The organism is Enterobacter cloacae complex sp. SHL012, from assembly GCF_049237505.1.
In the GTDB taxonomy this organism is placed as follows: domain Bacteria; phylum Pseudomonadota; class Gammaproteobacteria; order Enterobacterales; family Enterobacteriaceae; genus Enterobacter; species Enterobacter kobei.
The window spans coordinates 74,287-98,128 of sequence record NZ_JBMKIZ010000001.1 but is presented as its reverse complement, the minus strand read 5'-3'; the positions used below and the strand labels follow the sequence as shown (position 1 = coordinate 98,128).

At 55.8% G+C, this 23,842-nt stretch carries 27 protein-coding genes and 1 other annotated feature; of the genes, 11 read left to right on the top strand and 16 right to left on the bottom strand.

The genetic code is table 11. The features are described 5' to 3' along the window. Positions 1 to 26 precede the first annotated feature (26 nt). From ACOTY9_RS00520 to ACOTY9_RS00505, 4 genes are read left to right on the top strand one after another with little or no spacing between them, the layout of a single operon-like run. A complete protein-coding gene (locus ACOTY9_RS00520) occupies positions 27 to 1,055 on the top strand; it encodes a hemin-degrading factor (protein ID WP_348565575.1) in 1,029 nt (342 codons plus the stop codon). Then, the gene (locus tag ACOTY9_RS00515) at positions 1,052 to 1,873 is read left to right on the top strand and encodes a heme/hemin ABC transporter substrate-binding protein (RefSeq protein WP_032636867.1); all 822 of its coding nucleotides are present in this window, start codon (positions 1,052 to 1,054) and stop codon (positions 1,871 to 1,873) included. Before ACOTY9_RS00520 ends, ACOTY9_RS00515 begins: the two co-directional genes overlap by 4 nt. Beyond that, positions 1,873 to 2,865: a FecCD family ABC transporter permease gene (locus ACOTY9_RS00510; protein ID WP_196347482.1), complete on the top strand. Its 993-nt coding sequence runs from the start codon at positions 1,873 to 1,875 to the stop codon at positions 2,863 to 2,865. The genes ACOTY9_RS00515 and ACOTY9_RS00510 overlap by 1 nt, the downstream gene beginning before the upstream one ends. Next, complete coding sequence (locus tag ACOTY9_RS00505) at positions 2,858 to 3,637, top strand: heme ABC transporter ATP-binding protein (protein WP_063861601.1); 780 nt, start codon at positions 2,858 to 2,860, stop codon at positions 3,635 to 3,637. The genes ACOTY9_RS00510 and ACOTY9_RS00505 overlap by 8 nt, the downstream gene beginning before the upstream one ends. Here the strand turns inward: ACOTY9_RS00505 and ACOTY9_RS00500 are convergent. Beyond that, positions 3,604 to 4,527, bottom strand: a complete 924-nt coding sequence (locus tag ACOTY9_RS00500) for a LysR family transcriptional regulator (RefSeq protein WP_045135067.1) — start codon at positions 4,525 to 4,527, stop codon at positions 3,604 to 3,606. The two genes, ACOTY9_RS00505 and ACOTY9_RS00500, sit on opposite strands and share 34 nt — an antisense overlap. 140 nt (positions 4,528 to 4,667) lie before the next feature. On the opposite strand from ACOTY9_RS00500, the gene ACOTY9_RS00495 reads away from it, so the two are divergent. From ACOTY9_RS00495 to ACOTY9_RS00475, 5 genes are read left to right on the top strand one after another with little or no spacing between them, the layout of a single operon-like run. Further along, a complete protein-coding gene (locus ACOTY9_RS00495) occupies positions 4,668 to 5,375 on the top strand; it encodes a CoA transferase subunit A (protein ID WP_014883501.1) in 708 nt (235 codons plus the stop codon). Between the two features lie 2 nt (positions 5,376 to 5,377). After that, a complete protein-coding gene (locus tag ACOTY9_RS00490) occupies positions 5,378 to 6,034 on the top strand; it encodes a 3-oxoacid CoA-transferase subunit B (protein ID WP_014883500.1) in 657 nt (218 codons plus the stop codon). Positions 6,035 to 6,043: 9 nt separating this feature from the next. Beyond that, positions 6,044 to 7,225 (top strand): acetyl-CoA C-acetyltransferase, encoded by a 1,182-nt coding sequence (locus ACOTY9_RS00485; RefSeq protein WP_071922314.1) that lies wholly within the window; start codon positions 6,044 to 6,046, stop codon positions 7,223 to 7,225. A gap of 44 nt (positions 7,226 to 7,269) precedes the next feature. Then, positions 7,270 to 8,661, top strand: a complete 1,392-nt coding sequence (locus ACOTY9_RS00480; protein WP_045135064.1) for a GntP family permease — start codon at positions 7,270 to 7,272, stop codon at positions 8,659 to 8,661. A gap of 10 nt (positions 8,662 to 8,671) precedes the next feature. Next, a complete protein-coding gene (locus ACOTY9_RS00475) occupies positions 8,672 to 9,442 on the top strand; it encodes a 3-hydroxybutyrate dehydrogenase (protein ID WP_023332776.1) in 771 nt (256 codons plus the stop codon). A 44-nt stretch (positions 9,443 to 9,486) separates the two neighbouring features. Here ACOTY9_RS00475 and selO read toward each other — a convergent pair whose 3' ends face one another. The 14 genes from selO to thrS all read right to left on the bottom strand — a co-directional run bounded on the left by selO (position 9,487) and on the right by thrS (position 22,134). Then, the gene (selO, locus tag ACOTY9_RS00470; RefSeq protein ID WP_117581553.1) at positions 9,487 to 10,929 is read right to left on the bottom strand and encodes a protein adenylyltransferase SelO; all 1,443 of its coding nucleotides are present in this window, start codon (positions 10,927 to 10,929) and stop codon (positions 9,487 to 9,489) included. Positions 10,930 to 10,996: 67 nt separating this feature from the next. Further along, positions 10,997 to 11,707 carry an EAL domain-containing protein gene (locus ACOTY9_RS00465; protein WP_348565576.1) on the bottom strand — a complete coding sequence of 237 codons (711 nt, stop codon included), beginning with the start codon at positions 11,705 to 11,707 and terminating at the stop codon, positions 10,997 to 10,999. Positions 11,708 to 11,999: 292 nt separating this feature from the next. Further along, positions 12,000 to 12,464 (bottom strand): C40 family peptidase, encoded by a 465-nt coding sequence (locus ACOTY9_RS00460; protein WP_014883495.1) that lies wholly within the window; start codon positions 12,462 to 12,464, stop codon positions 12,000 to 12,002. 74 nt (positions 12,465 to 12,538) lie between these two features. Continuing rightward, complete coding sequence (gene btuD / locus ACOTY9_RS00455) at positions 12,539 to 13,294, bottom strand: vitamin B12 ABC transporter ATP-binding protein BtuD (RefSeq protein WP_348565577.1); 756 nt, start codon at positions 13,292 to 13,294, stop codon at positions 12,539 to 12,541. Further along, positions 13,294 to 13,845 (bottom strand): glutathione peroxidase, encoded by a 552-nt coding sequence (locus ACOTY9_RS00450; protein ID WP_014883493.1) that lies wholly within the window; start codon positions 13,843 to 13,845, stop codon positions 13,294 to 13,296. Before ACOTY9_RS00450 ends, btuD begins: the two co-directional genes overlap by 1 nt. Before the next feature lie 33 nt (positions 13,846 to 13,878). Beyond that, positions 13,879 to 14,859, bottom strand: coding sequence for a vitamin B12 ABC transporter permease BtuC (gene btuC / locus ACOTY9_RS00445; RefSeq protein ID WP_014883492.1), 981 nt, complete (start codon positions 14,857 to 14,859; stop codon positions 13,879 to 13,881). 103 nt (positions 14,860 to 14,962) lie between these two features. Then, positions 14,963 to 15,262, bottom strand: a complete 300-nt coding sequence (gene ihfA, locus ACOTY9_RS00440) for an integration host factor subunit alpha (protein ID WP_003857805.1) — start codon at positions 15,260 to 15,262, stop codon at positions 14,963 to 14,965. Positions 15,263 to 15,266: 4 nt separating this feature from the next. Continuing rightward, positions 15,267 to 17,654 carry a phenylalanine--tRNA ligase subunit beta gene (pheT, locus tag ACOTY9_RS00435; RefSeq protein ID WP_014883491.1) on the bottom strand — a complete coding sequence of 796 codons (2,388 nt, stop codon included), beginning with the start codon at positions 17,652 to 17,654 and terminating at the stop codon, positions 15,267 to 15,269. A 15-nt stretch (positions 17,655 to 17,669) separates the two neighbouring features. After that, positions 17,670 to 18,653 (bottom strand): phenylalanine--tRNA ligase subunit alpha, encoded by a 984-nt coding sequence (gene pheS / locus ACOTY9_RS00430; RefSeq protein ID WP_010426091.1) that lies wholly within the window; start codon positions 18,651 to 18,653, stop codon positions 17,670 to 17,672. A 62-nt stretch (positions 18,654 to 18,715) separates the two neighbouring features. Beyond that, positions 18,716 to 18,840: a sequence feature (Phe leader region), on the bottom strand. Next, positions 18,791 to 18,835 (bottom strand): pheST operon leader peptide PheM, encoded by a 45-nt coding sequence (gene pheM / locus ACOTY9_RS00425; protein ID WP_001386830.1) that lies wholly within the window; start codon positions 18,833 to 18,835, stop codon positions 18,791 to 18,793. Its footprint overlaps the feature before it by 45 nt. A gap of 117 nt (positions 18,841 to 18,957) precedes the next feature. Beyond that, complete coding sequence (gene rplT / locus ACOTY9_RS00420; protein WP_000124850.1) at positions 18,958 to 19,314, bottom strand: 50S ribosomal protein L20; 357 nt, start codon at positions 19,312 to 19,314, stop codon at positions 18,958 to 18,960. Between the two features lie 50 nt (positions 19,315 to 19,364). Then, positions 19,365 to 19,562: a 50S ribosomal protein L35 gene (rpmI, locus tag ACOTY9_RS00415; protein ID WP_001124225.1), complete on the bottom strand. Its 198-nt coding sequence runs from the start codon at positions 19,560 to 19,562 to the stop codon at positions 19,365 to 19,367. A gap of 97 nt (positions 19,563 to 19,659) precedes the next feature. Further along, positions 19,660 to 20,202, bottom strand: a complete 543-nt coding sequence (gene infC / locus ACOTY9_RS00410) for a translation initiation factor IF-3 (protein WP_059287945.1) — start codon at positions 20,200 to 20,202, stop codon at positions 19,660 to 19,662. A 3-nt stretch (positions 20,203 to 20,205) separates the two neighbouring features. Further along, positions 20,206 to 22,134, bottom strand: a complete 1,929-nt coding sequence (gene thrS / locus ACOTY9_RS00405; RefSeq protein WP_014883490.1) for a threonine--tRNA ligase — start codon at positions 22,132 to 22,134, stop codon at positions 20,206 to 20,208. Between the two features lie 321 nt (positions 22,135 to 22,455). Here thrS and yncL point away from each other — a divergent pair, with 321 nt between their 5' ends. Both yncL and yniD read left to right on the top strand, forming a co-directional pair. Then, on the top strand, positions 22,456 to 22,548 hold the full coding sequence (gene yncL / locus ACOTY9_RS00400; protein ID WP_071819746.1) for a stress response membrane protein YncL: 93 nt from the start codon (positions 22,456 to 22,458) through the stop codon (positions 22,546 to 22,548). Positions 22,549 to 22,646: 98 nt separating this feature from the next. Beyond that, positions 22,647 to 22,754, top strand: coding sequence for a small membrane protein YniD (yniD, locus tag ACOTY9_RS00395; protein WP_008500658.1), 108 nt, complete (start codon positions 22,647 to 22,649; stop codon positions 22,752 to 22,754). 61 nt (positions 22,755 to 22,815) lie between these two features. On the opposite strand, the gene ACOTY9_RS00390 is transcribed toward yniD, so the two are convergent. After that, positions 22,816 to 23,574, bottom strand: a complete 759-nt coding sequence (locus ACOTY9_RS00390; RefSeq protein WP_014883489.1) for a DUF481 domain-containing protein — start codon at positions 23,572 to 23,574, stop codon at positions 22,816 to 22,818. Positions 23,575 to 23,842: the final 268 nt, after the last annotated feature.

The following is a 23,842-nucleotide window of genomic DNA, read 5'->3' as shown; positions in this document are numbered from 1 at the left end:
GGGCAACTATTCAGAAGGAAAAGACAATGGATCACTACACGCGCTGGCTGGCGCTAAAAGAAGAAAACCCGGGTAAGTATGCGCGCGATATTGCAGGGTTAATGAACCTCAGTGAAGCAGAACTGACCTTTGCGCGCGTGGGCCATGATGCCTGGCGACTGCGCGGTGAAATTCGCGAGATCTTAGGCGCGCTTGAAGCCGTAGGGGAAACAAAATGCATCTGCCGCAACGACTATGCCGTTCACGAGCAGGCAGGCAGCTTCACCCATCAGCACCTGAACGGCCACGCCGGGCTGGTGCTGAACCCGCGCGGACTGGATCTGCGCCTGTTCCTCAACCAGTGGGCAAGCGCGTTTCATCTCAGCGAAACCACCACACGCGGCGAGCGGCAGAGCATTCAGTTTTTCGATCATCAGGGTGATGCCGTACTGAAAGTTTACACCACGGACAACACCGACCTCGCCGCCTGGGCTGACGTGTTGACCCGCTTTATCTTTGCCGATAACCCACCGCTTGAGCTGAAGGCTGCCGAGGCCCCGCTGTATGCCGAAAATGCAGATGCCGCCCTCGTGGACAAAGCGTGGCGTGCAATGACTGACGTGCACCAGTTCTTCGGCCTGCTGAAACGCCACAACCTCAGCCGCCAGCAGGCATTTCGCCTGGTGGGCGACGACCTCGCCTGCCAGGTTGAAAACAACGCGCTGGCACTGCTGCTGGAAACCGCGCGCCAGCACGGCAACGAAATCATGATCTTCGTGGGTAACCGCGGCTGCGTGCAGATCTTCACCGGCGCGGTGGAGAAAGTCGTGCCGATGAAAGGCTGGCTGAACATCTTTAACCCCACCTTTACCCTGCATCTGCTGGAGGAAACGATTGCGGAGAGCTGGGTCACGCGCAAACCGACTTCAGACGGCCACGTTACCAGCCTGGAACTGTTTGCCGCAGACGGCACGCAAATTGCCCAACTCTATGGTCAGCGTACGGAAGGCGACCCGGAGCAGAGCCAGTGGCGTAGCCAGATTGATGCCCTGACGCCAAAAGGGCTGGCCGCATGAAGACGTGGTTTGCCCTGCTGAGCGCCCTGCCGCTGGTGGCGTTTGCCGCCGCGCAGGAGAAAATTGTCACCCTTGGCGGCGACGTCACGGAGATTGTTTATGCGCTTGGCGCGGACTCTTCGCTGGTCGCTCGCGACAGTACCAGCCAGTGGCCGCAGGCAGCGAACGCGCTCCCCGATGTGGGCTATTTGCGCCAGCTTAACGCCGAAGGGATTTTGTCCATGCGTCCCACGCTGGTGCTGGCCAGCGATCAGGCGCAGCCGTCTCTGGCGCTAAAGCAGGTTGAACGCAGTCACGTCAGGGTGATTACCGTTCCTGGCCGCAACGATCTGAGCGTCATTGACGAAAAGATCCGCATTATTGCCGAGGCAACGCACCGTGAAGCGCAGGGAGAGAGCCTGCGCCGCTCGCTACGTCAGGCGGTGGCGGCTCTGCCCGCAGAACCGCTCAACAAACGGGTGCTGTTTATCCTCAACCACGGGGGAATGACCGCCATGGCCGCCGGACAGCAAACCGGCGCCGATGCCGCCATTCGTGCCGCCGGGTTGCAGAACGCGATGCAGGGTTTCACACGGTATCAGCCGCTGTCGCAGGAAGGGATTATTGCCAGCCAGCCCGACCTGGTGGTGATTTCGCAGGACGGCGTGAACGCGCTGGGTGGCGAGGCGAATCTGTGGAAGCTGCCCGGACTGGCGCAAACCCCGGCGGGACGGCACAAACAGCTGCTGGCGATTGATGACATGGCGCTGCTGGGTTTCAGCGTGCGCACGCCGGAAGCCATCCGGCAGTTGCGTGCTAAAGCGGAGCAACTGCCCTGATGTCCCGGCGGATCGCACTGTCGTTGTGGATGCTGGCCGCAATTCTGAGCATCATGACCCTTACGGCAACAGGCTTTGGGGCATTGCCTCTGCCGGTCAGCCTGCTGTGGAACGGCAGCGATGAGGCGATGCGTCAGATCTGGCTGACCATTCGCCTGCCCCGCGTGCTGCTGGCGCTGGTGATTGGCGGCGCGCTGGCGCTGGCCGGGTGCGTGATGCAGGGACTGTTCCGCAACCCGCTGGCAGACCCGGGTTTGCTTGGGATCAGCAGCGGCGCGGCGCTGGCGGTCGCGCTGTGGGTGGTTATTCCTGTCACGTTGCCGGCCCTGATGATGCTTTACGCCCCGATGGTTGCGGCATTCCTCGGCGCGCTGGCAGCAACCGTTGTGATTTTTCTGCTCAGCCAGCAGCGTCACGGTTCCCTGTCCCGTTTACTGCTGGTGGGGATCGCCATCAACGCCCTGTGCGGCGCGGCCGTCGGTCTCCTTTCCTGGCTTAGCAACGATGCGCAGCTTCGCCAGCTTTCGCTCTGGGGAATGGGCAGCCTCGGGCAGGCGCAGTGGTCCACCCTGCTTGCGGTGAGCTCGCTGATGGTGCCTGCGGTTCTGATTATCTGGCGGCTGGCTGGTCCACTCAATTTGCTGCAGCTGGGTGATGAAGAGGCGCACTATCTCGGGGTGGATGTTGCCCGGGTACAGCGGATCCTGCTGCTGTGCAGCGCCCTGCTGGTCGCTGCGGCGGTGGCCATCAGCGGCGTGATTGGCTTTGTTGGCCTTGTGGTCCCACACCTGATGCGTATGTGGCTGGGGGCCGACCACCGGGCCGCGATCCCCGGCTCGGTGCTGGCCGGAGCGTTACTGCTGCTGGCTGCCGATACGCTGGCGCGCACTCTGGTCACCCCGGCGGAAATGCCCGTCGGGTTGTTGACCAGCCTTCTCGGTGCGCCGTGGTTCCTGTGGCTTATCTTTCGTCGTGGAGGTGCGCATGGCTGAACGCTATTGTGCGGAAAACCTGGTCTTTCACGCCGGGCAACGGACGCTGATCGACGATGTATCACTGACCTTATCTCAGGGTGAGCTCGTCGCGTTGATTGGCCCTAACGGTGCCGGGAAATCGACATTATTACGGCTGCTGACCGGCTATCTCACACCCGCAAGCGGGCGGTGCAGTCTGGCAGGCACGCCGCTTGCTGACTGGCCAACGGAGACCCTCGCCCGCTACCGGGCAGTGATGCGTCAAAATACGCAGCCCGGATTCGACTGGCCGGTGGAAGCCGTGGTCGGTATGGGGCGCGCCCCCTGGACGCGCTCCCCTGAGGCGTCAGTGGTTGAGGAGGTCATGGCGATCATAGGCTGTTTACCCCTGGCGGGCAGACGCTATTCGGCACTCTCCGGAGGCGAGCAGCAACGGATCCAGCTCGCTCGGGCACTGGCCCAACTCTGGTGCGACGGCGCCCCACGCGGCTGGCTGTTTCTTGATGAACCGACCTCCGCACTGGATCTCTTCCACCAGCAACATCTGCTGCGCCTGATGAAAACCCTGACCCGTCGGGGGCATCTCCACGTCTGCGTGGTTCTGCACGATCTTAATCTGGCGGCACTGTGGGCGGATCGTATCCTGCTGCTGCATAACGGCAGGCTGGTCTCCCGGGGGGCACCGGAGGACGTTTTGCAGGCCGGGACGCTGGCGCGCTGGTATGGCGCGCAGGTGCTGGTCGGCAGCCATCCGGCTCATGCCGTGCCGCAGGTGTTCCTCGCTCCCTGAGCGGGGTGGTAAAAATCCTTCAGCGTTTCCAGCAGGGCATGCGCCGCTTTAGAGAGCTGCGTGTGCCCGGGATGGATCACCCCGATGCACTTTTCAATGGGCGGGTTATCCAGCGGAATACAGACCGCCCCCAGGGAAGCCATCTGCGCCTCGCAGAGCGCCGGCACGGCGCTGCCACCCAGCCCGCTGGCGACCATGCGCCCTACCGTCACCAGTTGATGACTCTCCAGCGCCACGTCCAGCTTTCTGCCGCTCCGCGCCAGCTCCTCCTCCATCATCAGACGTACCGCCGAAGGGCGCTGCAGGGTGATGAAATCCAGCGTCAGCAACTCCTCCCATGCCAGGCGTTTTTTTCCCGCAAGCGCGGAATCTTTCGGCACAATGGCGACAAACCTGTCCAGCCCCAGCGGCGTAAACAGCAGGTTATGCGTGGGTGCCGGCTCAAAAGCTATTCCCATCTCAACCCGCCCTTCCCGCACCATCTCAATCACCTGCTCGTTGATGACATCATGCACGGTGACGTTAACCCCGGCATGGCGATCGCGAAACGCTTTCAGCACTTCCGGTAAAACGTTGGCGGCAAACGACGGCATCGCCGCGACCGAGATTTTGCCGCGCTGGAGCGTAAAGCACTGGTGCATTGCCTCTTCCACGTTATCCCAGTCGGCCAGCAGCTGCCGCGCCATCGGCAGAAATGTTTCTCCCTCCTGCGTGAGGGCAACCTTGCGCGTGCTCCGCTGCAACAGCGGCCCACCGAGCGCATCTTCCAGGCTTTTAATCGTCAGGCTCAGCGCTGGCTGGGAAAGATTTAAGCGTTCGCTGGCGTGCGCGAAATTGAGAGTGTGAGCTACCGCTAAAAACGCGCGTAACTGTTTGACACTCATTCTCATTTTTCATCCTGTTAACTAATTGAAAAAATTTAGTTAACAGGAAATTAATAAGAAATCCAAATGAGTGGGTCACAAATTCAAAATTAACAAATGAGTCGCCACCCCTAATGATACCGGCACGGTTAACGGGAGGGATGACTATGGCAGGACTGGATAAGCGCGTCAGCAGCTATGCGCAGGCGCTGGATGGGCTGACGGACGGCATGACCTTGCTGGCGGGCGGCTTCGGGCTGTGCGGTATTCCTGAGAACCTGATTGCAGAGGTTCGACGCCGTCAGGTGAAAGATCTGACGGTCGTGTCAAACAACTGCGGCGTGGATGGTTTCGGTCTGGGGATACTGCTCGAAACGCGCCAGGTTCGCAAAGTGGTGGCGTCTTACGTCGGCGAGAACGCGCTGTTTGAGCAGCAGGTACTGAGCGGGGAACTGGCAATCGAACTTACTCCGCAGGGGACGCTGGCAGAAAAGGTCCGCGCGGGCGGGGCCGGTATTCCGGCGTTTTATACGGCCACCGGTTATGGCACCCCCGTGGCAGCGGGCAAAGATGTGCGCCAGTTTGGCGGTAAAAATTACATTCTTGAAGAGGCCATTACCGGTGATTTCGCACTGGTTAAGGGCTGGAAAGCGGACTGGTACGGCAACGTTATCTATCGCCATACCGCGCAAAATTTTAATCCACTGATGGCAACGGCGGGCCGAATCACGGTTGTGGAGGTGGAAGAGATTGTTCCGCCGGGTGAACTGCCTCCGTCGGCTATTCATACGCCGGGAATTTACGTCGACAGGCTGATTGTCGGCCAGTTTGAAAAACGCATTGAACAGCGCACGCTGCGCGCGCAAGGAGTCTGACGATGTTAACCCGAGAACAGATGGCGATGCGCGTCGCCCGCGAACTGCGCGACGGGTATTACGTCAACCTGGGGATCGGCATCCCTACGCTGGTGGCGAATTATATTCCCCCGGAAATGGACGTGATGCTGCAGTCGGAAAACGGTCTGCTCGGAATGGGGGCTTTTCCCGATGAGCAGAGCCTTGATGCCGACATGATCAACGCCGGAAAACAGACGGTCACTGCGCGGACCGGCGCGGCCATTTTCGACTCGGCCCAGTCGTTTGCCATGATCCGCGGCGGCCATGTGGATCTGACCGTGCTGGGCGCATTTGAAGTCGATGTCGAGGGCAACATTGCCTCGTGGATGATCCCCGGAAAGATGGTGAAAGGGATGGGTGGCGCGATGGATCTCGTTGCCGGGGCGCAGAACATCATTGTGGTGATGACCCACGCTGCAAAAAACGGTGACTCCAAACTGCTGCCGCGCTGCACGCTGCCGCTCACCGGTGTGGGCTGCATCCGTCGGGTCCTGACCGATCTCGCGTTGCTGGAGATAGCGGACGGCGCGTTCATCCTGCGGGAGTACGCCCCGGGTGTCGGTATCGACGAGATTGTCCGTAAAACGGCCGGAAAAATCATTGTGGCGGACGACGTTCGCGAGATGCGCTTCAACTGAGGACTCAACATGAAAAAGGTCATGATTGTCGGGGCAACGCGAACCCCCATTGGCAGTTTTCGCGGTTCGCTCTCGCCCCTTTCAGCCATTGAGCTGGGTGCCGTCACGGTACAGCGTCTGCTGGAGAGCAGCGGCCTTCACCCAGAGCAAATAGACGAACTGGTTTTCGGTCAGGTGCTGACGGCCGGGTGTGGACAAAACCCCGCCCGCCAGACGGCCATCACTGCCGGATTACCCGTCAGCACCCCGGCGACAACGGTCAATCTGGTGTGCGGCGCGGGGTTGAAAGCGGTACAGCTCGCCGCCCAGGCAATCCGCTGCGGTGACGCAGACGTGGTTATCGCTGGCGGCCAGGAGAGCATGAGTAACGCCCCGTATCTGCTGGATGGCGCACGTTCAGGGCTGCGTTTTGGGCATACGGGCCTGCAGGACAGCATGATCACCGACGGCCTGTGGGACGCCTTCAACGATTACCACATGGGCATCACTGCGGAAAACGTCGCCCGTGAGTACGGCATTTCCCGCGAGCAACAGGATGCCTTCGCCTTCCGGTCACAGCAAAAGGCAGCGTCCGCCATTGAGACTGGTCGGTTTGACGCCGAAATAGCGCCAGTGACGGTGAAACAGGGCAAACGTGCGCCACAGATTGTCCGCCATGATGAACAGCCACGCCCGGAAACCACCGCCGGGCAGCTTGCACAGCTTCGCCCCGCATTTTTGCATGACGAGGGCACGATCACGGCCGGGAACGCCTCCACCCTTAACGATGGTGCCGCCGCGGTACTGCTGATGAGCGAGGAAAAGGCGCGGGAAAGCGGGTTACCTGTTCTTGGCCACATTGTGAGTTACGCCGTGACAGGCGTTGATCCGTCGGTGATGGGCATCGGCCCGGTCAGCGCCTGCCGGACGGCGCTGGCGCGGGCGGGCTGGACGCTCGACGACGTCGATCTCATTGAAGCCAACGAAGCCTTTGCCGCACAGGCACTGGCGGTGGGCAAAGAGCTTGGCTGGGATGAACAGAACGTCAACGTTAACGGTGGCGCCATCGCCCTGGGCCATCCGATTGGCGCATCCGGCTGTCGCATCCTGGTGACCCTGCTCCATGAAATGCAGCGCCGGGGGGTAACAAAGGGACTTGCCACCCTGTGCGTTGGCGGCGGACAAGGCATTGCCCTGACCGTTGAGCGTTAAACCTCTCGTTGGTACCCGAATAATAATTAAAGTGAGGAGTCGTAATGAGTGTGTTAATAGCCCTGGCGGCGCTGGGATTACTGATGCTGGCGGCCTACCGCGGATACAGCGTGATTTTGTTTGCGCCGATTGCGGCGCTTGGTGCCGTGCTGCTGACCGATCCGGGTGCCGTCGGCCCGACGTTTACTGGCCTGTTTATGGAAAAGATGGTCGGCTTCGTTAAACTCTATTTCCCGGTGTTCCTGCTGGGGGCGGTGTTTGGCAAGCTGATTGAGCTTTCCGGTTTTTCACGATCCATCGTTGCCGCCGCGATCCAGATCCTCGGTCGTCGGCACGCTATCCCCGTGATAGTCCTGGTGTGTGCGCTGTTAACCTACGGCGGCGTGTCGCTGTTCGTGGTGGCATTTGCGGTGTACCCGTTTGCCGCCGAACTGTTCCGCCAGAGCGGCATTCCTAAACGGTTAATCCCCGCTACCGTGGCGCTGGGGGCGTTCTCGTTTACCATGGACGCCCTGCCCGGCACGCCGCAAATCCAGAACATTATTCCCACCAGCTTCTTTGGCACTAACGCCTGGGCGGCCCCGTGGCTGGGTCTTATCGGCTCTCTGTTTATTATCTTCTTTGGCCTGCTCTGGCTGGAGCGGCAGCGGCGTAAGGCGATCAATAACAATGAAGGTTATGGCACGGACCTGAAAAACGAACCTGAAACGCCGGACAATATTCATCTCCCGCATCCGCTGATTGCTCTCTCCCCGCTGCTGGTCGTGGGTATATTGAACCTGCTGTTTACCCGCTGGATCCCCGGCTGGTACGGTACGAGTCATGAGCTTACCCTGCCAGGACTGGCGAAACCGATTGTGACCGAGGTGAGCAAGATCACCGCCATCTGGGCCGTGGAGGCGGCGCTGCTCTCCGGTATTGTGCTGGTGTTGATTTTTGGTTTTCGCAATATCCGGGGACGTCTGGCAGAAGGCAGCCGAACGGCGGTGAGCGGCGCCATCCTCGCGGCGATGAATACCGCGTCCGAATACGGTTTCGGCGCGGTTATCGCCGCCCTGCCCGGTTTTCTGGTGTTATCTAAAGCGCTGTCTGCCATCCCGAACCCGTTGCTGAACGAAGCCATCAGCGTGACCGTTCTCGCCGGGATCACCGGCTCAGCGTCCGGCGGAATGAGTATTGCCCTTGCGGCCATGGCGGACACCTTTGTTGCTGCCGCCCACGCGGCCAATATCCCGCTTGAGGTGTTGCACCGCGTGGCGTCAATGGCAAGCGGCGGGATGGATACGCTTCCCCATAACGGGGCGGTGATTACCTTGCTGGCCATCACCGGCCTGAGCCATCGTCAGGCCTACGGCGGCATTTTCGCTATCACTATCATTAAAAGCCTGGCAGTGCTTTTTGTCATTGCCGTGTTCTATCTGACCGGCATTGTGTAAGGAGAGAAAAATGAATCTGAACGGTAAAATCGCCCTGGTGACCGGCTCGACAAGCGGCATTGGCCTGGGGATCGCTCGCGTGCTGGCGAAATCAGGGGCGCAGTTAATTCTCAACGGTTTCGGTGACAGCGGCTCAGCGCGAGAAGAAATTGCACAACTGGGCAAAAAGCCGGGCTACCACGATGCCGACCTGCGTGACGTGTTGCAGATTGAAGCCATGATGCGCTACGCCGAATCGCAGTTTGGCGGCGTGGATATTCTTGTTAACAATGCCGGGATACAGCATGTGGCTCCGGTGGAGACCTTCCCGGTGGAGAAATGGAACGACATTATCGCCATTAACCTTTCTGCGGTGTTTCACACCAGCCGGCTGGCGTTGCCCGCCATGCGTGAACAAAACTGGGGACGCATCATTAATATCGCCTCCGTTCACGGGCTGGTTGCGTCGAAAGAGAAGTCCGCCTACGTTGCCGCCAAGCATGGCGTGGTGGGCTTTACCAAATCCCTGGCGCTGGAAACCGCACGCACCGGCGTGACCGCCAATGCCCTCTGCCCGGGGTGGGTACTGACCCCGCTGGTACAACAGCAAATCGATAAGCGCATCGCGGATGGCGTCCCGCCGGAACTGGCGCAAGACCAGCTTCTCGGGGAAAAGCAGCCTTCAGGTGAATTTGTCACCCCGGAGCAGTTGGGCGAACTGGCGCTGTTTTTATGCAGCGACAGCGCCGTTAACGTTCGCGGCGCCGCGTGGAATATGGATGGCGGCTGGGTGGCACAGTGAGTTTCTGGCCGGGTAAGGCGAAGCCGCTACACGGCCAGAAATGTTTAGCTTGAGCAACTCACTTCCAGCCGTTTGCCCCAGTCTGGCGGGCGGCTGATATAGTCATCATCCCGGTCGGCAAACGGCGTGCGCAACGCCAGGTGCAGACGGTGCAACTCGTCATACTCTCCCTGCTCTGCCTGTTCAATCGCCCGCTGCGCCAGCCAGTTGCGCAACACCATCGCGGGATTCGTCGCGTTCATCTGCGTCTGACGGGCGGCGTCATCGACCTGTTCCTGCTGCAAGCGGGAGCGGTAACGTGCAAACCAGTCGTCAAAGGCCTGCCTGTCAATAAACTCGTCGCGCAGCGGCGAGGCAGCACTGTGCTGCTCCGTCTGGCCCAGCATCCGGAAAGTGCGGGTATAATCACTCCCCTCACGCGCCATCAGTGCAAACAGATCGTTCAGGATCTCGTTATCCCCTTTCTCCTGGGTCATCAGCCCCAGCTTGTTGCGCATCAGCGTGCCATATTCTCGCAGCAAAACGTCCTGATAGCTGTCGAGTGTATCATTCAGGGCATCGACATCCATAAACGGCGACAATGTTTGCGCAAACCGCTGCAGGTTCCATAGCCCAACCGCTGGCTGGTTGTCAAAACTGTAACGTCCCTGATAGTCAGAGTGGTTGCAGATATACCCCGGCTGATAATCATCCAGAAAACCAAACGGCCCATAATCAAAGGTCAGCCCGAGGAGCGACATGTTGTCAGTGTTCATTACCCCATGCGCAAAGCCCACCGTTTGCCAGCGAGCAATCATCCTGGCGGTACGGGCGACCACGTCCCGGAACCAGAGAACGTATTTATCAGCCTCATCCTGCAAATGCGCCCAATGGCGGCGAATAGCGTAGTCCGCGAGCTGACGAACCTTGTCCGTCTCACGACGATAGTAAAAGTGCTCAAAATGGCCAAAGCGCAGATGGCTTTGTGCGATACGCATCAGCATCGCCCCTTTTTCTACCGTTTCGCGCATAACCGGCGTGTCGCTGGTGACAATCGACAGCGCGCGCGTGGTGGGGATCCCCAGAGCATGCATGGCTTCAGATGCCAGGCATTCACGTATTGTTGAACGTAATACTGCGCGGCCATCGCCCATCCGAGAATAAGGGGTAAGACCTGCACCTTTCAGATGCCAGTCAACCGTCTCTCCGTTGGAAAGCTGTTGTTCGCCCAGCAGGATCCCCCTGCCGTCGCCCAGCTGTCCCGCCCAGACGCCAAACTGGTGTCCGCTATAGACCTGGGCAAGAGGTTGCATACCGGGCAGAAGCGTTTCGCCTCCCCAGACGCCCGCGCCCCCGGAAGGCTTAAACATCTCAGGCGGAACGGCCAGTTCATCGGCCAGCCGGTCGTTGTGCCAGATAAGACGTGAATTGTGTAACGGTGTGGGTTTGAGTGCGGTGTAAAAGCCAGGCAACTCGTCATGCCAGTGTGCAGTAAAAGACAGGGTCATAAGTCCTCCTGCTTTTAGTGTAGAGGGTTTGCCCGAACTTAAACACGGGCGAAAGACAGGGTTATCGCTACTGAACCAGCGTCGTGACATGCTCCGCCGGGACAGCGGGCCACAGCGTGCCCTGCATGGCGCCAAAATTGAAGGACAAGACGCGTTGCAGCAGACCGTGGTCGTCAATACCTGAGACGATCACCGACTGGCAGTGCGGCGTTATTTGCCAGAGGATAGCGCGCATAAAAGGTTCGAAAGAGAGCTCCGAAGCCCGCTGCTGGATGAAACCTTTATCGAGAATGACCCGTTTAAATAATCCATCATAGACAGCTTTGAGCGATGCCGCGCCTGCACCAAAGTTTGCGAGGACCAGCGGGAAATGGATCGCCATTCTCGCCAGTTGCAGATCATCCTTTCCGTTATTTAAACCTGGATAATTCTCATTAACAGTAAACTCAAGAAAAGGATACCGCTCAAGAATTGAAACAGCATTCCCATTACTTAATAAAAATTCAACAATAGCCGGTGTAATATTGATCCATGCAATTAACTGATGCTGAATAAAAAACAGTTTACAGGTATCAAGCAATTGCAGTTTTTCGTTAAACAGCGCTAACTCTTCTTCCGCTGAAAGCCGGGGGATAACGAGCTCAGTGGGGATCCTCACATCGGTGCCGACGCCAGTAAAGTTAACCAGAACCTCTAAACCTTTAAGCTCGCCAGCACTATTACGTGCAGGCAAAAGCATCAGTTCAGACTGGTATGCATTATCTAGCGTAATCATCATTGCACTCGCCCCGCATTAAAGATGAGAGAGGACATCCTGGAGCAATTGCCGACACAATTCCACTGTCTTGATTTTAATAAGTTTAATTTCATTAGTTCCGTATTAATTTTCAGATTTATCCCTGAATCTAAAATAATCTTATCCTGGTTACAGAGTAATAGCCAGTTTTAGATAAAACAGACACATAAGGATGACGCTAATTTTAGGTAAATTTAACTTTAATCAGCTTATTCAAGAAAAACCGGCATGATTTAATAGTTACCCTGCCGGCAGTGAGACGTGTTCGGGCAGATTAAATACGTCGTGCCTGCCAGAAATTTTTACGCCAGTAAACATTATCCAGAGAAGAGCGCATCACACCACGGCTTGTTGAGGCATGAATAAACTGGTTGTCCGTGTCATAAATGCCGACATGCAGGCCACTTTCTCCCGAACCGGTTTTGAAAAAGACCAGGTCTCCCGGCAGCAAATCGTCTTTATCAATTTCAGTCCCAATTTCAGCCTGCTTGCGCGTTTCGCGCGGAAGCTGTAAATCAAACTTGTCACGAAACGTCATCAGCACGAAACCAGAGCAGTCCACCCCGCCGCGACTCATACCGCCGTAGCGATAAGGCGTCCCGCGCCAGTTGCTCAGCTGGTCGTTCAGACTGGCAATGACGGTGATAGAATCTGAAAGCCGCGGATTAGGCGGCGGTGCACGATGGCTGCTGCATCCCGCAAGAAAGAGTGCCGCCACCAGGATAAACCAGAATCGCATTTTCAGACGAATCCTCTGCTTTTATTGTTCTTTCGGTAATTTAGCGCGCAAGTGTGTTAACAGGCAAGAAACGGTTACTCCTGCCCCGTAGAAATCAGCATCTTATGTCCCTCGATATCCAGCCTGCGGAACGACATGTTATAGGCACGTGCCAGATGTGGCGGCGTAAGAACCTGGTCCCGCGCGCCGCTGGCAATCATCCTGCCGCGCGACAGTAGCCACACCCGATGGGCATGGCGCAACGTATGGTTAAGGTCGTGGCTGCTCATCACCACGGCAATACCTTTCCGGCTCAACGCGCTTAACAGCGAATCCAGCGCCGCCTGCTGGGCGACATCCAGACCACTCATGGGTTCGTCCAGGAGCAACATCCGCCCGTGAGGGTTGCCTGCGGGGTGGATCTGCAGAATGACCGCCGCCAGACGCACTCGCTGCCATTCACCGCCGGAAAGCTGGCTGGCATGGCTGGGCAGTTTATCTTCCAGTCCTAACGCCGCCGCCACCTCCGTAAGCAGTGCCGTATCCTGTTTGTCGTGCAAATGCAGCATCAGATAATGCCAGACCGGCATCGCAAACGGCGGTACCTGCTGCTGCACCAGATAGCTGCGCCGGTGGGCCAGCGAGCCGGGAGACCAGTCGGCAAGAGGATGTTCCAGCAGTGTGATCTGCCCGGGCCCGGTGGTCAGCCCTGCCATCCGCGCCAGCAGCGTGCTTTTTCCCGCGCCGTTTGGCCCAACCAGATGCAGGATTTCCCCCGCATTGATAGCGCCGGTCATCGGCTCCAGACGCCCCTTCTCGGCGACGTCCGTGAGCTGCATCAGCAGTGACATTATTTTGCCAGCGCCAGCTTGATCGATTCCATGACAATCGGATCCTCAGGCGTCATATCCGGCGAGAAGCGCTGAACGACCTGGCCGTCGCGACCGATCAGGAATTTTTCGAAGTTCCACAGAATATCGTCCGGATAGAGCGGCGCGCGGCCTTTGCTGGCCATACGCTCGTAAAAACCACTGCCCTCAGGCGCAACGGCCTTCGGCGCGGCAGCAATCAGCTTCGCGTACAGCGGATGGCGATCTTCGCCGTTAACATCAATTTTGCTGAACATCGGGAACGTTACGCCATAGGTGGTGCTGCAGAAGGTTTTGATCTCTTCTTCGCTGCCCGGCTCCTGGCCCAGGAACTGGTTGCACGGGAAGCCCAGCACGGTGAAACCGTCTTTCTCCCAGGCTTTCTGAATGTTCTCCAGCTGTTCGTACTGTGGCGTCAGGCCGCATTTGGACGCCACGTTGACGATAAGCAACACGTTGCCTTTGTAGCTTTCCAGCGTGGTTTTCTCGCCATCAATGGTCGTCACTTCGGTATTCAGGATATCAGTCTGCATAGCATTCCCTCAGGTTGTCTTACGGGTCGTTTTTTAACGTCCGGATTTTAATAGTAGCCAGATAAAGACTGGCGCGCCCAGCGTGGCGGTGACCACACCAATCGGTAACTCCGCGGCTGTCAGGGCAAGACGAGCGATGATATCAGCCACCAGCAGCGTGACGGCTCCGGCCACGGCCGAAGCCGGAAGCAAGGTTCGATGGTCCGTGAAGCCACACAGACGCAGCATATGCGGGATAACCAACCCGATAAAACCAATCGCTCCCGCCAGCGCCACGCTCACGCCCACCAGCCAACCGATGGCAATGACCAGCACGTTACGCCAGAACGCCATCGGCATGCCGAGCTGACGGGCTGAGATTTCCCCCAGCGCGAGCATGTTCAGCGGCTGCGCCTGCAGGGCAGCCCATACAATCCCAGGCACCAGAAGCGCCATCAGCCACCCCTGATGCCAGTCAACGCCACCAAAGCCGCCCATCATCCAGTACATCAGCTGACGCAAGTCAAAGGAGGTCGAGAAGTAGACCGCCCAGGTCATTAGCGCGCTGCAGATGATCCCCAGCGCAACCCCGGCAAGCAGCAGGCGGCTGGTCGACAAGTGCCGTCTGGCAAAGCGAAGCAGGATGATGGTGATCAGTAATGCGCCGAAAATGGCACTGAGGCTAATACTCCATCCGGAGAGTTCTCCTCCGCCCAGCATTACCGCCGCAATCAGCCCGACGCCTGCACCGTTCGACACCCCGAGCAGCCCGGGTTCCGCCAGCGGGTTTTCAAACAGCGCCTGCATAACGGTACCTGACAGCGCCAGTGCAGCACCGACCAGCATCACCGCCACGGTGCGAGGCAGACGAATTTGCCAGACGAAGAGTTGCCCGTCAGGCCCCAGCCAGCGTTCGGGCCCAATCCAGCTGTCGCCCGCGCAGAGGCTGATACCCGCGGCGACAATCAGCAACAGCGCCAGCAATAGCAGGCGACGTCGGTCGGAACGGTGTTGGCGATGAGCATAATCAAGCATGAGCGTGGTTTTATTAGCGTGTGATGTCTTTGATTTTACGGTCGGTTTGCCAGAGAGCGCAAAGAAAAAAGGCCGCGTGGGCGGCCTTTTTGGTTAGTTCATATTACTCTGCTTTGGGCGTTGCGTTTTCGACACGGCTTTTTAACTTCTGGCCGGGTCTGAAGGTCACCACGCGGCGGGCTGTAATGGGAATATCTTCCCCCGTCTTCGGGTTACGGCCCGGACGTTGGTTTTTGTCTCGCAAATCAAAATTGCCAAAACCGGAGAGTTTTACCTGCTCACCATTTTCCAGAGCACGACGGATCTCTTCGAAAAACAGCTCTACCAGCTCTTTGGCATCCCGTTTGCTAAGCCCAAGCTTATCAAACAGATATTCTGACATTTCAGCTTTTGTAAGCGCCATAGGTTCAATCCCTCAATGATGCCTGGAATCGCTCTTTTAATGCCTCTACACATTTGGCGACGGTAGCGGCAATCTCCTCTTCTTCGAGTGTACGGCTGGTATCCTGAAGGATAAGGCTGATAGCGAGGCTCTTGAAACCTTCTGCTACGCCCTTGCCGCGGTACACGTCAAATAAGTTTACGCCAACTACCTGATTTACGCCAACTTTCTTACATTCGGCCAAAATATCTGCTGCGGGAACGTTTTCCGCGACCACAACCGCGATATCACGGCGGTTCGCCGGGAAGCGGGAGACGTCCTGCGCCTGAGGAATGACGCGGTCTGCAACCGGGCTCCACTCCAGCTCAAACACGATGGTACGGCCGTTCAGGTCCAGCTTACGCTCCAGCTCAGGATGAACAACACCAATGAAACCAATGCGTTTGCCGTCTAAATAGATCGCCGCACTCTGGCCCGGATGCAGGGCTGGAATCGCTTCTGCACGGAATTCAATTTCAGATAATTTACCGGTCAGATCCAGAATGGCTTCCAGATCGCCTTTCATATCGTAGAAATCAACCGTGCCTTTTGCCAGGTCCCAGTGCTCTTCATAACGGTTGCCGCTGATAGCACCAGCCAGCATGAGATCCTGACGGATGCCTAAATTTGCCTGATTATCCGGTACAAAGCGCAAACCGCTTTCGAAAATTCGCACGCGGTTTTGCTGGCGATTCTGGTTGTAAACGATAGTGCCCAGCAGCCCGGTCCACAGGGACAGACGCATTGCGGACATTTCGCTGGAGATTGGGCTTGGCAGGATCAACGCCTCCTCGCCCGGGTGGATCAGTTGCTGCAGCTTAGGATCAACAAAGCTGTAGGTGATCACTTCCTGGTAGCCTTTGTCGTTAAGCATGGTTTTCACACGCTTCAGGGACAGGTCAGCTTCACGATGGGTGCCCATCACCAGACCGGCCTGAACGGGCTCGTCCGGGATGTTGTTGTAGCCGTAGACGCGGGCCACTTCTTCCACCAGATCTTCTTCGATTTCCATGTCAAAACGCCAGGATGGCGCAACGGCTTTCCACTCGTCCTGACCTTCGGTCACTTCACAGCCCAGACGCGTCAGAATGTCGGTCACCTGGGCATCGGCAACATGATGACCAATCAGGCGATCGAGCTTGCTGCGGCGCAGGGTAATGGTTGCGCGTTTCGGCAGCGTCGCTTCGTGAGTGACATCGATAACCGGACCGGCTTCACCGCCGCAGATGTCGATCAGCAGGCGAGTCGCTCGCTCCATCGCTTTGTACTGCAGCGCAGGGTCAACGCCACGCTCGTAGCGGTGAGACGCATCGGTGTGCAGGCCATGACGGCGTGCGCGACCGGTGATAGAGAGCGGGCTGAAGAAGGCGCATTCCAGCAGGACGTTTTGCGTTTCGTCATTTACCCCAGAGTGTTCGCCACCGAAGATACCGCCCATCGCCAGCGCTTTGCTGTGGTCAGCAATCACCAGCGTATCCGCGTTCAGCTTCGCTTCGGTGCCATCAAGCAGAACCAGGGTTTCGCCCTCTTTTGCCATACGGACAACAATACCGCCTTCGATACGATCTTTATCGAACGCATGCATTGGCTGACCCAGTTCCAGCAGAACGTAGTTGGTGACGTCAACCACCGCGTCGATAGAGCGAATGCCGCAGCGGCGCAGCTTCTCTTTCATCCACAGTGGTGTTGGCGCTTTCACGTTGATGCCTTTTACCACGCGGCCGAGGTAGCGTGGGCAAGCATCCGCGGCGTCAACCTGAATAGGCAGTACGTCACTGATGGTCGCTTCTACCGGTACGATCTCCGGCGCGTTCAGTTCGGTCTGGTTCAGCACGGCCACGTCGCGCGCCACGCCGATGATACCTAAGCAATCAGCGCGGTTTGGCGTAACGCTGATCTCGATGGTGTTGTCATCAAGCTTCAGGTATTCGCGGATATCGGTGCCAATTGGCGCATCCAGCGGAAGCTCAATGATGCCGTTGTGATCGTCGGAAATACCCAGCTCGGAGAAGGAGCACAGCATGCCTTCAGACGGCTCACCGCGCAGTTTAGCCGCTTTAATTTTGAAATCACCCGGCAGTACCGCACCCACGGTTGCCACGGCGACTTTCAGGCCCTGACGGCAGTTTGGCGCACCGCAAACGATGTCCAGCAGGCGGTCGCCGCCGACATTCACTTTTGTCACGCGCAGTTTGTCGGCGTTCGGATGCTGGCCGCACTCGACCACTTCACCGACCACGACGCCGGTGAAGGCACCGGAAACCGGCTCAACGCCGTCAACTTCCAGGCCCGCCATGGTGATCTGGTCAGACAGCGCGTCGCTGTCCAGCGTGGTATTGACCCATTCGCGTAACCACAGTTCACTGAATTTCATTGTTCTGTCCTGCCCTTATTTAAACTGTTTGAGGAAACGCAGATCGTTTTCGAAGAATGCACGTAAATCGGTCACACCGTAACGCAGCATGGTCAGACGCTCCATGCCCATACCGAAGGCAAAGCCGGAGTACACTTCCGGATCGATACCGACGTTGCGCAGTACATTTGGATGCACCATGCCGCAACCCAGCACTTCCAGCCATTTGCCGTTTTTGCCCATCACGTCAACTTCCGCAGACGGTTCAGTGAACGGGAAGTAGGATGGACGGAAACGAACCTGCAGGTCTTCCTCAAAGAAGTTGTTCAGGAAATCGTGCAGCGTGCCCTTCAGGTTGGTGAAGCTGATGTTTTTATCAACAATCAGACCTTCCATCTGGTGGAACATTGGGGTATGGGTCTGATCGTAATCGTTACGATAGACGCGACCCGGCGCGATGATGCGGATTGGCGGTTCCTGATCCTTCATGGTACGGATCTGTACGCCAGAGGTCTGGGTACGCAGCAGACGCGTGGCGTCAAACCAGAAAGTGTCGTGGTCAGCGCGTGCCGGATGATGGCCAGGAATATTCAGGGCATCGAAGTTGTGATAATCATCTTCAATTTCCGGGCCAGTCGCCACGGTAAAGCCGAGCTCACCGAAGAAACTTTCAATGCGATCGATGGTACGGGTAACCGGATGCAGCCCCCCGTTTTCGATACGGCGACCCGGCAGAGAAACGTCGATCGTCTCTGCGGCCAGGCGCGCATTCAGCACCGCGCTTTCCAGCTCGGCTTTACGCGCGTTCAGTGCCTGCTGCACCTGCTCTTTAGCTTCGTTAATCACCGCACCCGCTGCCGGGCGTTCTTCTGGCGGCAGTTCACGCAGGGTTGTCATTTGAAGGGTCAGGTGCCCTTTCTTCCCAAGATATTCGACGCGGACATTGTCTAACGCGGCAACATCTGAGGCCTGATTAATGGCGGCTGTTGCACTGGCAACCAGCTCTGCGAGATGTGACATGATTTTCCTCATTATGTCGGTGCAGACACCGATTTGGTGGAGTTATTCTCTCAAATTCAGATACAAAAAAAGCCTCCATCGGGAGGCTTATCTGGCGCTGTTTTTCGTTTCATCTTTCACGCGCTAGCCTCCTGGAGTCAGGTGCTAAAGTAAAAGAAGAAGCGGAAAATAGCAGCATTCATGCTTGCGTTACCTTGTTGGGTAAAAACCGTTGAGAACTTATTGAAAAGCCTGCACGGATAAATGTCAATCTTCTGATGGTGTTAAATGAAAAGAGGAGGCAAAGCCCCCTCTCTCAACTGGCTTATGCCAGTGCTGCTTTCGCTTTTTCGACCAGAGCGGTGAACGCTACTTTGTCGAATACTGCGATGTCAGCCAGGATCTTACGGTCGATTTCAACAGAGGCTTTTTTCAGGCCGTTGATGAATTTGCTGTAAGAAATACCGTTCTGACGTGCTGCTGCGTTGATACGCGCAATCCACAGTTGACGGAACTGACGCTTACGCTGACGACGGTCACGGTAAGCGTACTGACCTGCTTTGATAACAGCCTGGAAGGCAACGCGGTATACGCGTGAACGCGCACCGTAGTAGCCTTTAGCTTGTTTCAAAATTTTCTTGTGACGTGCACGTGCAATTACACCACGTTTTACGCGAGCCATGTGTGCTCTCCTGTATCTATTCTAAGTTAAAAAAGTTAAACGTTAACGACTTATGCGTACGGCAGGCACGCGATTACCAGGCCCAGATCGCCTTTAGAAACCATGGCTTTTGGACGCAGGTGACGTTTACGCTTGGTAGCTTTCTTAGTCAGAATGTGACGCAGGTTAGCGTGCTTGTGCTTAAAACCACCTTTACCGGTTTTTTTGAAGCGCTTAGCAGCACCGCGTACGGTCTTAATTTTTGGCATTTTAATAACTTCCACTTCGCATTGTTAAATAAACGAAACATAGGCGAACAAAACCTATGAAACCCGAAGGCTCCACAGATTTTGCTGCTTGAAGGCCTTACTGTTTCTTCTTAGGAGCGAGCACCATGATCATCTGGCGGCCTTCGATCTTCGTAGGGAAGGATTCGACTACTGCCAGTTCACTCAGATCTTCACGGACGCGGTTAAGCACTTCCATACCGATCTGTTGGTGGGCCATTTCACGACCGCGGAAACGCAGTGTGATCTTGGCCTTATCGCCATCTTCCAGAAAGCGAATCAGGCTGCGGAGTTTTACCTGATAATCGCCATCGTCGGTACCAGGACGAAATTTGATTTCCTTAACCTGGATAACTTTTTGCTTCTTCTTCTGTTCCTTAGAAGACTTACTCTTTTCATAAAGGAACTTGCCGTAGTCCATGATACGACAAACTGGCGGTTCGGCGTTAGGGCTGATTTCAACTAAATCTACTCCAGCTTCTTCAGCCTTTTCGATTGCTTCTCTCAGACTCACAATCCCCAGCTGCTCGCCTTCCAGACCTGTTAAGCGAACTTCCTGGGCGCGAATCTCGCCATTGATACGATTCGGACGTGCCGTTTGAACTCGTTTTCCGCCTTTAATACCTTATTCCTCCAGTTGTTGAAGACTGCGGCTGCGAATCTCTTGTTGCAGCTTCTCAATCACTTCACTTACGTCCAGGCTGCCCAGGTCTTTACCACGGCGGGTGCGAACGGCAACTTTGCCTGCTTCCACCTCTTTATCACCACAGACCAACATATACGGGACACGACGTAAAGTGTGCTCGCGGATTTTAAAGCCAATCTTCTCATTTCTCAAGTCTGCTTTTACGCGAATGCCCGCATTTTGTAGTTTCTGCGTCAATTCTTTAACGTAATCTGCCTGAGAATCGGTAATGTTCATCACCACTACCTGCACTGGCGCAAGCCAGGTTGGGAAGAAGCCCGCGAACTCTTCGGTCAGGATGCCGATGAAGCGCTCCAGTGAACCGAGGATTGCACGGTGAATCATAACCGGTACCTGACGTTCGTTGTCTTCGCCAACATAAGAGGCGCTTAAACGCTGCGGCAGGGAGAAGTCCAGCTGTACAGTACCGCACTGCCAAGCTCTGTCGAGACAGTCATACAGGGTAAATTCAATTTTCGGACCGTAGAATGCGCCCTCGCCCAGCTGGTATTCGAACGGAATACCGTTCTCTTCCAGCGCCACGGCGAGATCCGCTTCTGCGCGATCCCATGTCTCATCGCTACCGATACGTTTTTCCGGACGCGTTGAGAGTTTGACCACGATCTTCTCGAAGCCAAAGGTGCTGTACATATCGTAGACCATACGAATACAGGCGTTAACTTCATCACGAACCTGATCTTCAGTACAGAAGATATGCGCATCATCCTGAGTAAAGCCACGAACACGCATCAGACCGTGCAGCGCACCTGATGGCTCGTTACGGTGGCAGCTACCGAACTCCGCCATACGCAGCGGCAGGTCACGGTAGGATTTCAGACCCTGGTTGAAGATCTGAACGTGGCCCGGGCAGTTCATTGGCTTAATGCAGTATTCACGATTCTCGGACGAGGTGGTGAACATCGCATCTTTGTAGTTGTCCCAGTGGCCGGTTTTTTCCCACAGCACACGGTCCATCATGAACGGGCCTTTTACTTCCTGGTACTGGTACTCTTTCAGCTTGGAGCGTACGAACGTTTCCAGTTCACGGAAGATGGTCCAGCCGTCGTTATGCCAGAATACCATACCCGGCGCTTCTTCCTGCATGTGATACAGGTCAAGCTGTTTACCGATTTTACGGTGGTCACGCTTCGCCGCTTCTTCCAGGCGCTGCAGATAGGCGTTCAGGGCTTTTTTATCGGCCCATGCGGTACCATAAATACGCTGCAACATTTTGTTGTTGCTGTCGCCACGCCAGTAGGCGCCTGCGATCTTCATCAGTTTAAAGTGATGACAGAAACGCATATTCGGCACGTGCGGTCCACGGCACATGTCGATGTATTCTTCGTGATGGTACAAGCCTGGCTTGTCATCATGAGAGATGTTCTCGTCAAGAATAGAGACTTTATAGCTCTCGCCACGCTTGACGAAGGTTTCACGCGCTTCGTGCCAGCTGACTTTCTTCTTGATGACGTCATAGTTCGTTTCGGCGAGCTCGTGCATACGTTTTTCGAGCGCGTCGATATCTTCCTGGGTCAGGGTATGGTCAAGGTCAACGTCATAGTAGAAGCCGTTGTCGATAACCGGACCAATCGCCATTTTGGTGTTTGGCCACAGCTGCTTGATAGCATGACCTAACAGGTGCGCACAGGAGTGACGAATGATCTCCAGACCTTCTTCGTCTTTCGCGGTGATGATTGCAAGCGTCGCATCGTTTTCAATCAGATCGGACGCATCAACCAGCTCACCGTTCACACGGCCGGCGATGGTCGCTTTCGCGAGGCCAGGACCGATATCCAGGGCAACATCCATTGGGCTAACAGCGCGGTCGAAATGGCGTTGGCTGCCATCAGGAAGAGTAATTACAGGCATTTTATATCCTTATTTGCAGTGATGCCCCACACATAAGAGCATATACAAAGAAAATAATCGTGATTAAACAGTAGATTACGAAACATCTGACCAACAATCGTCAAATTGGTTCGTTATCCTGCACCTGCCGAATTCAGATAAATGCGGGTTTACGGCAAGGGACTTAATGTTAACACTAACAGCAAGGGGATTGCACCCTCTGCTGCCACAATGAAGGACTGGCATGTTGCAGATAGTTGCAGATTGCGTCTCTCTGGCACTCGCATTTCGCCGATGCTGAGCTAACTTTGAACAGGCCTTTAAAATCCACAGGTGCTTACCATGAACGTATCCAGTAGAACGGTAGTGATATTAAATATCCTGTCAGCAACCGGTTTATTGTTGATTCTCGCCGATCGATTCCACTGGTTCTGAGCTGAACCCCATACCGGCATAACACGATTGCTCCCGGGAAGGGGCATATTTCGGCCCCGTTTGATAGACTATGCGTATCAACGGACAAGGATTAGGTTATGCCAACAAAACGATTTGCCGTAAAACACTGGAAAATGGTGCTGGTGCTGATTGCCATCTGCGGCGCAATGCTGCTACTTCGTTGGGCGGCAATGATTTGGGGTTAGAGAATCAGAAGGGACGTCTGGCAGAGATGAGAAACGGGCCGATATTTTCGGCCCGCCATGATTACATTCTATAACCCAGTGAAACGGTGGTTCTGCGATCGGTATGTTCAGGCGCGCTTGCTGGTGGTGAAGAGTTCCAGGTCACGTTGTAGGCCACTTTCAAACCGAAGTGTTCATTGATAGCCACGTTCAGGGCACTTTCAGAGTTCAGCGTCGTATCCTCGGCACCAAACACAGACACACCCTGAGTGAATTTGGTGTTATCGGTCATCTGCCATGCGTAGGTACCTGACGCATAACCCAGCGGCTGGGTTTCATCTTCGCCGTTGGTGTACTCGTCGTAGCGAACACCAGGACCGAATTCAAAACGGAAGCTGTGTACAGGCCCATTCAGGAACTGACGACCATAACCCGTCGTGAATACATCACGCTGGCGATAGCCATTATAACGGTCTGTTAACCAGCTTGCCTGACCGAATATGTAGTCATAGTCGGTCATGTTGTAACGGCTACGTCCACCTGCCGCATATTTCTCGGAAGAGCGTTCATCGTTAGCAGACGTGTTGCTGGCATTCCCCCACAGCGACCATGCTGTGGTATTACCGTACCAGGTCAGGGTGCTGTCCGCCGTCAGAGAAGAGCTTTTTGTGTTACCTGATTGCGCGAGATACCCGGCATTCAGATTACCTTCGAAGGGTTTTTTGGCAGTGGAGGGATCGTCCATGACAGTAAAAACGGTGTCATCGGCGGTTGCATTCAGTGATGCAAATACGCCACCCGCCAGCATCAGTGCTGCGGGTACTGTCTTCAAAAGCTTCATTTTATTTAAGGAGTCCGTACAACAAAAAAAGAGACCACCACGGTCTCGGAAACTTTCTTGAGGATCAATGACAAGGCGTCCAGAGAAAGGTAACAAATTATAAAAAGGCGCAAATAACATAGCAATATTTTCTTATTTCATTTTTTGAATAAGAACGATCCCAAAGCGCGTTTTATTTTATATATCTTTTATCACGATTGTTTCAGCATTCATTTTTAAAATCATACTGTTATTTACATTGCCTTCCTGTCGATCGGTGCCAGGCTTA

Coding starts and splice junctions, on each gene's coding strand:
- ACOTY9_RS00520 (WP_348565575.1), top strand. CDS start 27: ATGGATCACTACACGCGCTGGCTGGCGCTAAAAGAAGAAAACCCGGGT.
- ACOTY9_RS00515 (WP_032636867.1), top strand. CDS start 1,052: ATGAAGACGTGGTTTGCCCTGCTGAGCGCCCTGCCGCTGGTGGCGTTT.
- ACOTY9_RS00510 (WP_196347482.1), top strand. CDS start 1,873: ATGTCCCGGCGGATCGCACTGTCGTTGTGGATGCTGGCCGCAATTCTG.
- ACOTY9_RS00505 (WP_063861601.1), top strand. CDS start 2,858: ATGGCTGAACGCTATTGTGCGGAAAACCTGGTCTTTCACGCCGGGCAA.
- ACOTY9_RS00500 (WP_045135067.1), bottom strand. CDS start 4,527: ATGAGAATGAGTGTCAAACAGTTACGCGCGTTTTTAGCGGTAGCTCAC.
- ACOTY9_RS00495 (WP_014883501.1), top strand. CDS start 4,668: ATGGCAGGACTGGATAAGCGCGTCAGCAGCTATGCGCAGGCGCTGGAT.
- ACOTY9_RS00490 (WP_014883500.1), top strand. CDS start 5,378: ATGTTAACCCGAGAACAGATGGCGATGCGCGTCGCCCGCGAACTGCGC.
- ACOTY9_RS00485 (WP_071922314.1), top strand. CDS start 6,044: ATGAAAAAGGTCATGATTGTCGGGGCAACGCGAACCCCCATTGGCAGT.
- ACOTY9_RS00480 (WP_045135064.1), top strand. CDS start 7,270: ATGAGTGTGTTAATAGCCCTGGCGGCGCTGGGATTACTGATGCTGGCG.
- ACOTY9_RS00475 (WP_023332776.1), top strand. CDS start 8,672: ATGAATCTGAACGGTAAAATCGCCCTGGTGACCGGCTCGACAAGCGGC.
- selO (WP_117581553.1), bottom strand. CDS start 10,929: ATGACCCTGTCTTTTACTGCACACTGGCATGACGAGTTGCCTGGCTTT.
- ACOTY9_RS00465 (WP_348565576.1), bottom strand. CDS start 11,707: ATGATGATTACGCTAGATAATGCATACCAGTCTGAACTGATGCTTTTG.
- ACOTY9_RS00460 (WP_014883495.1), bottom strand. CDS start 12,464: ATGCGATTCTGGTTTATCCTGGTGGCGGCACTCTTTCTTGCGGGATGC.
- btuD (WP_348565577.1), bottom strand. CDS start 13,294: ATGTCACTGCTGATGCAGCTCACGGACGTCGCCGAGAAGGGGCGTCTG.
- ACOTY9_RS00450 (WP_014883493.1), bottom strand. CDS start 13,845: ATGCAGACTGATATCCTGAATACCGAAGTGACGACCATTGATGGCGAG.
- btuC (WP_014883492.1), bottom strand. CDS start 14,859: ATGCTTGATTATGCTCATCGCCAACACCGTTCCGACCGACGTCGCCTG.
- ihfA (WP_003857805.1), bottom strand. CDS start 15,262: ATGGCGCTTACAAAAGCTGAAATGTCAGAATATCTGTTTGATAAGCTT.
- pheT (WP_014883491.1), bottom strand. CDS start 17,654: ATGAAATTCAGTGAACTGTGGTTACGCGAATGGGTCAATACCACGCTG.
- pheS (WP_010426091.1), bottom strand. CDS start 18,653: ATGTCACATCTCGCAGAGCTGGTTGCCAGTGCAACAGCCGCCATTAAT.
- rplT (WP_000124850.1), bottom strand. CDS start 19,314: ATGGCTCGCGTAAAACGTGGTGTAATTGCACGTGCACGTCACAAGAAA.
- rpmI (WP_001124225.1), bottom strand. CDS start 19,562: ATGCCAAAAATTAAGACCGTACGCGGTGCTGCTAAGCGCTTCAAAAAA.
- thrS (WP_014883490.1), bottom strand. CDS start 22,134: ATGCCTGTAATTACTCTTCCTGATGGCAGCCAACGCCATTTCGACCGC.
- yncL (WP_071819746.1), top strand. CDS start 22,456: ATGAACGTATCCAGTAGAACGGTAGTGATATTAAATATCCTGTCAGCA.
- yniD (WP_008500658.1), top strand. CDS start 22,647: ATGCCAACAAAACGATTTGCCGTAAAACACTGGAAAATGGTGCTGGTG.
- ACOTY9_RS00390 (WP_014883489.1), bottom strand. CDS start 23,574: ATGAAGCTTTTGAAGACAGTACCCGCAGCACTGATGCTGGCGGGTGGC.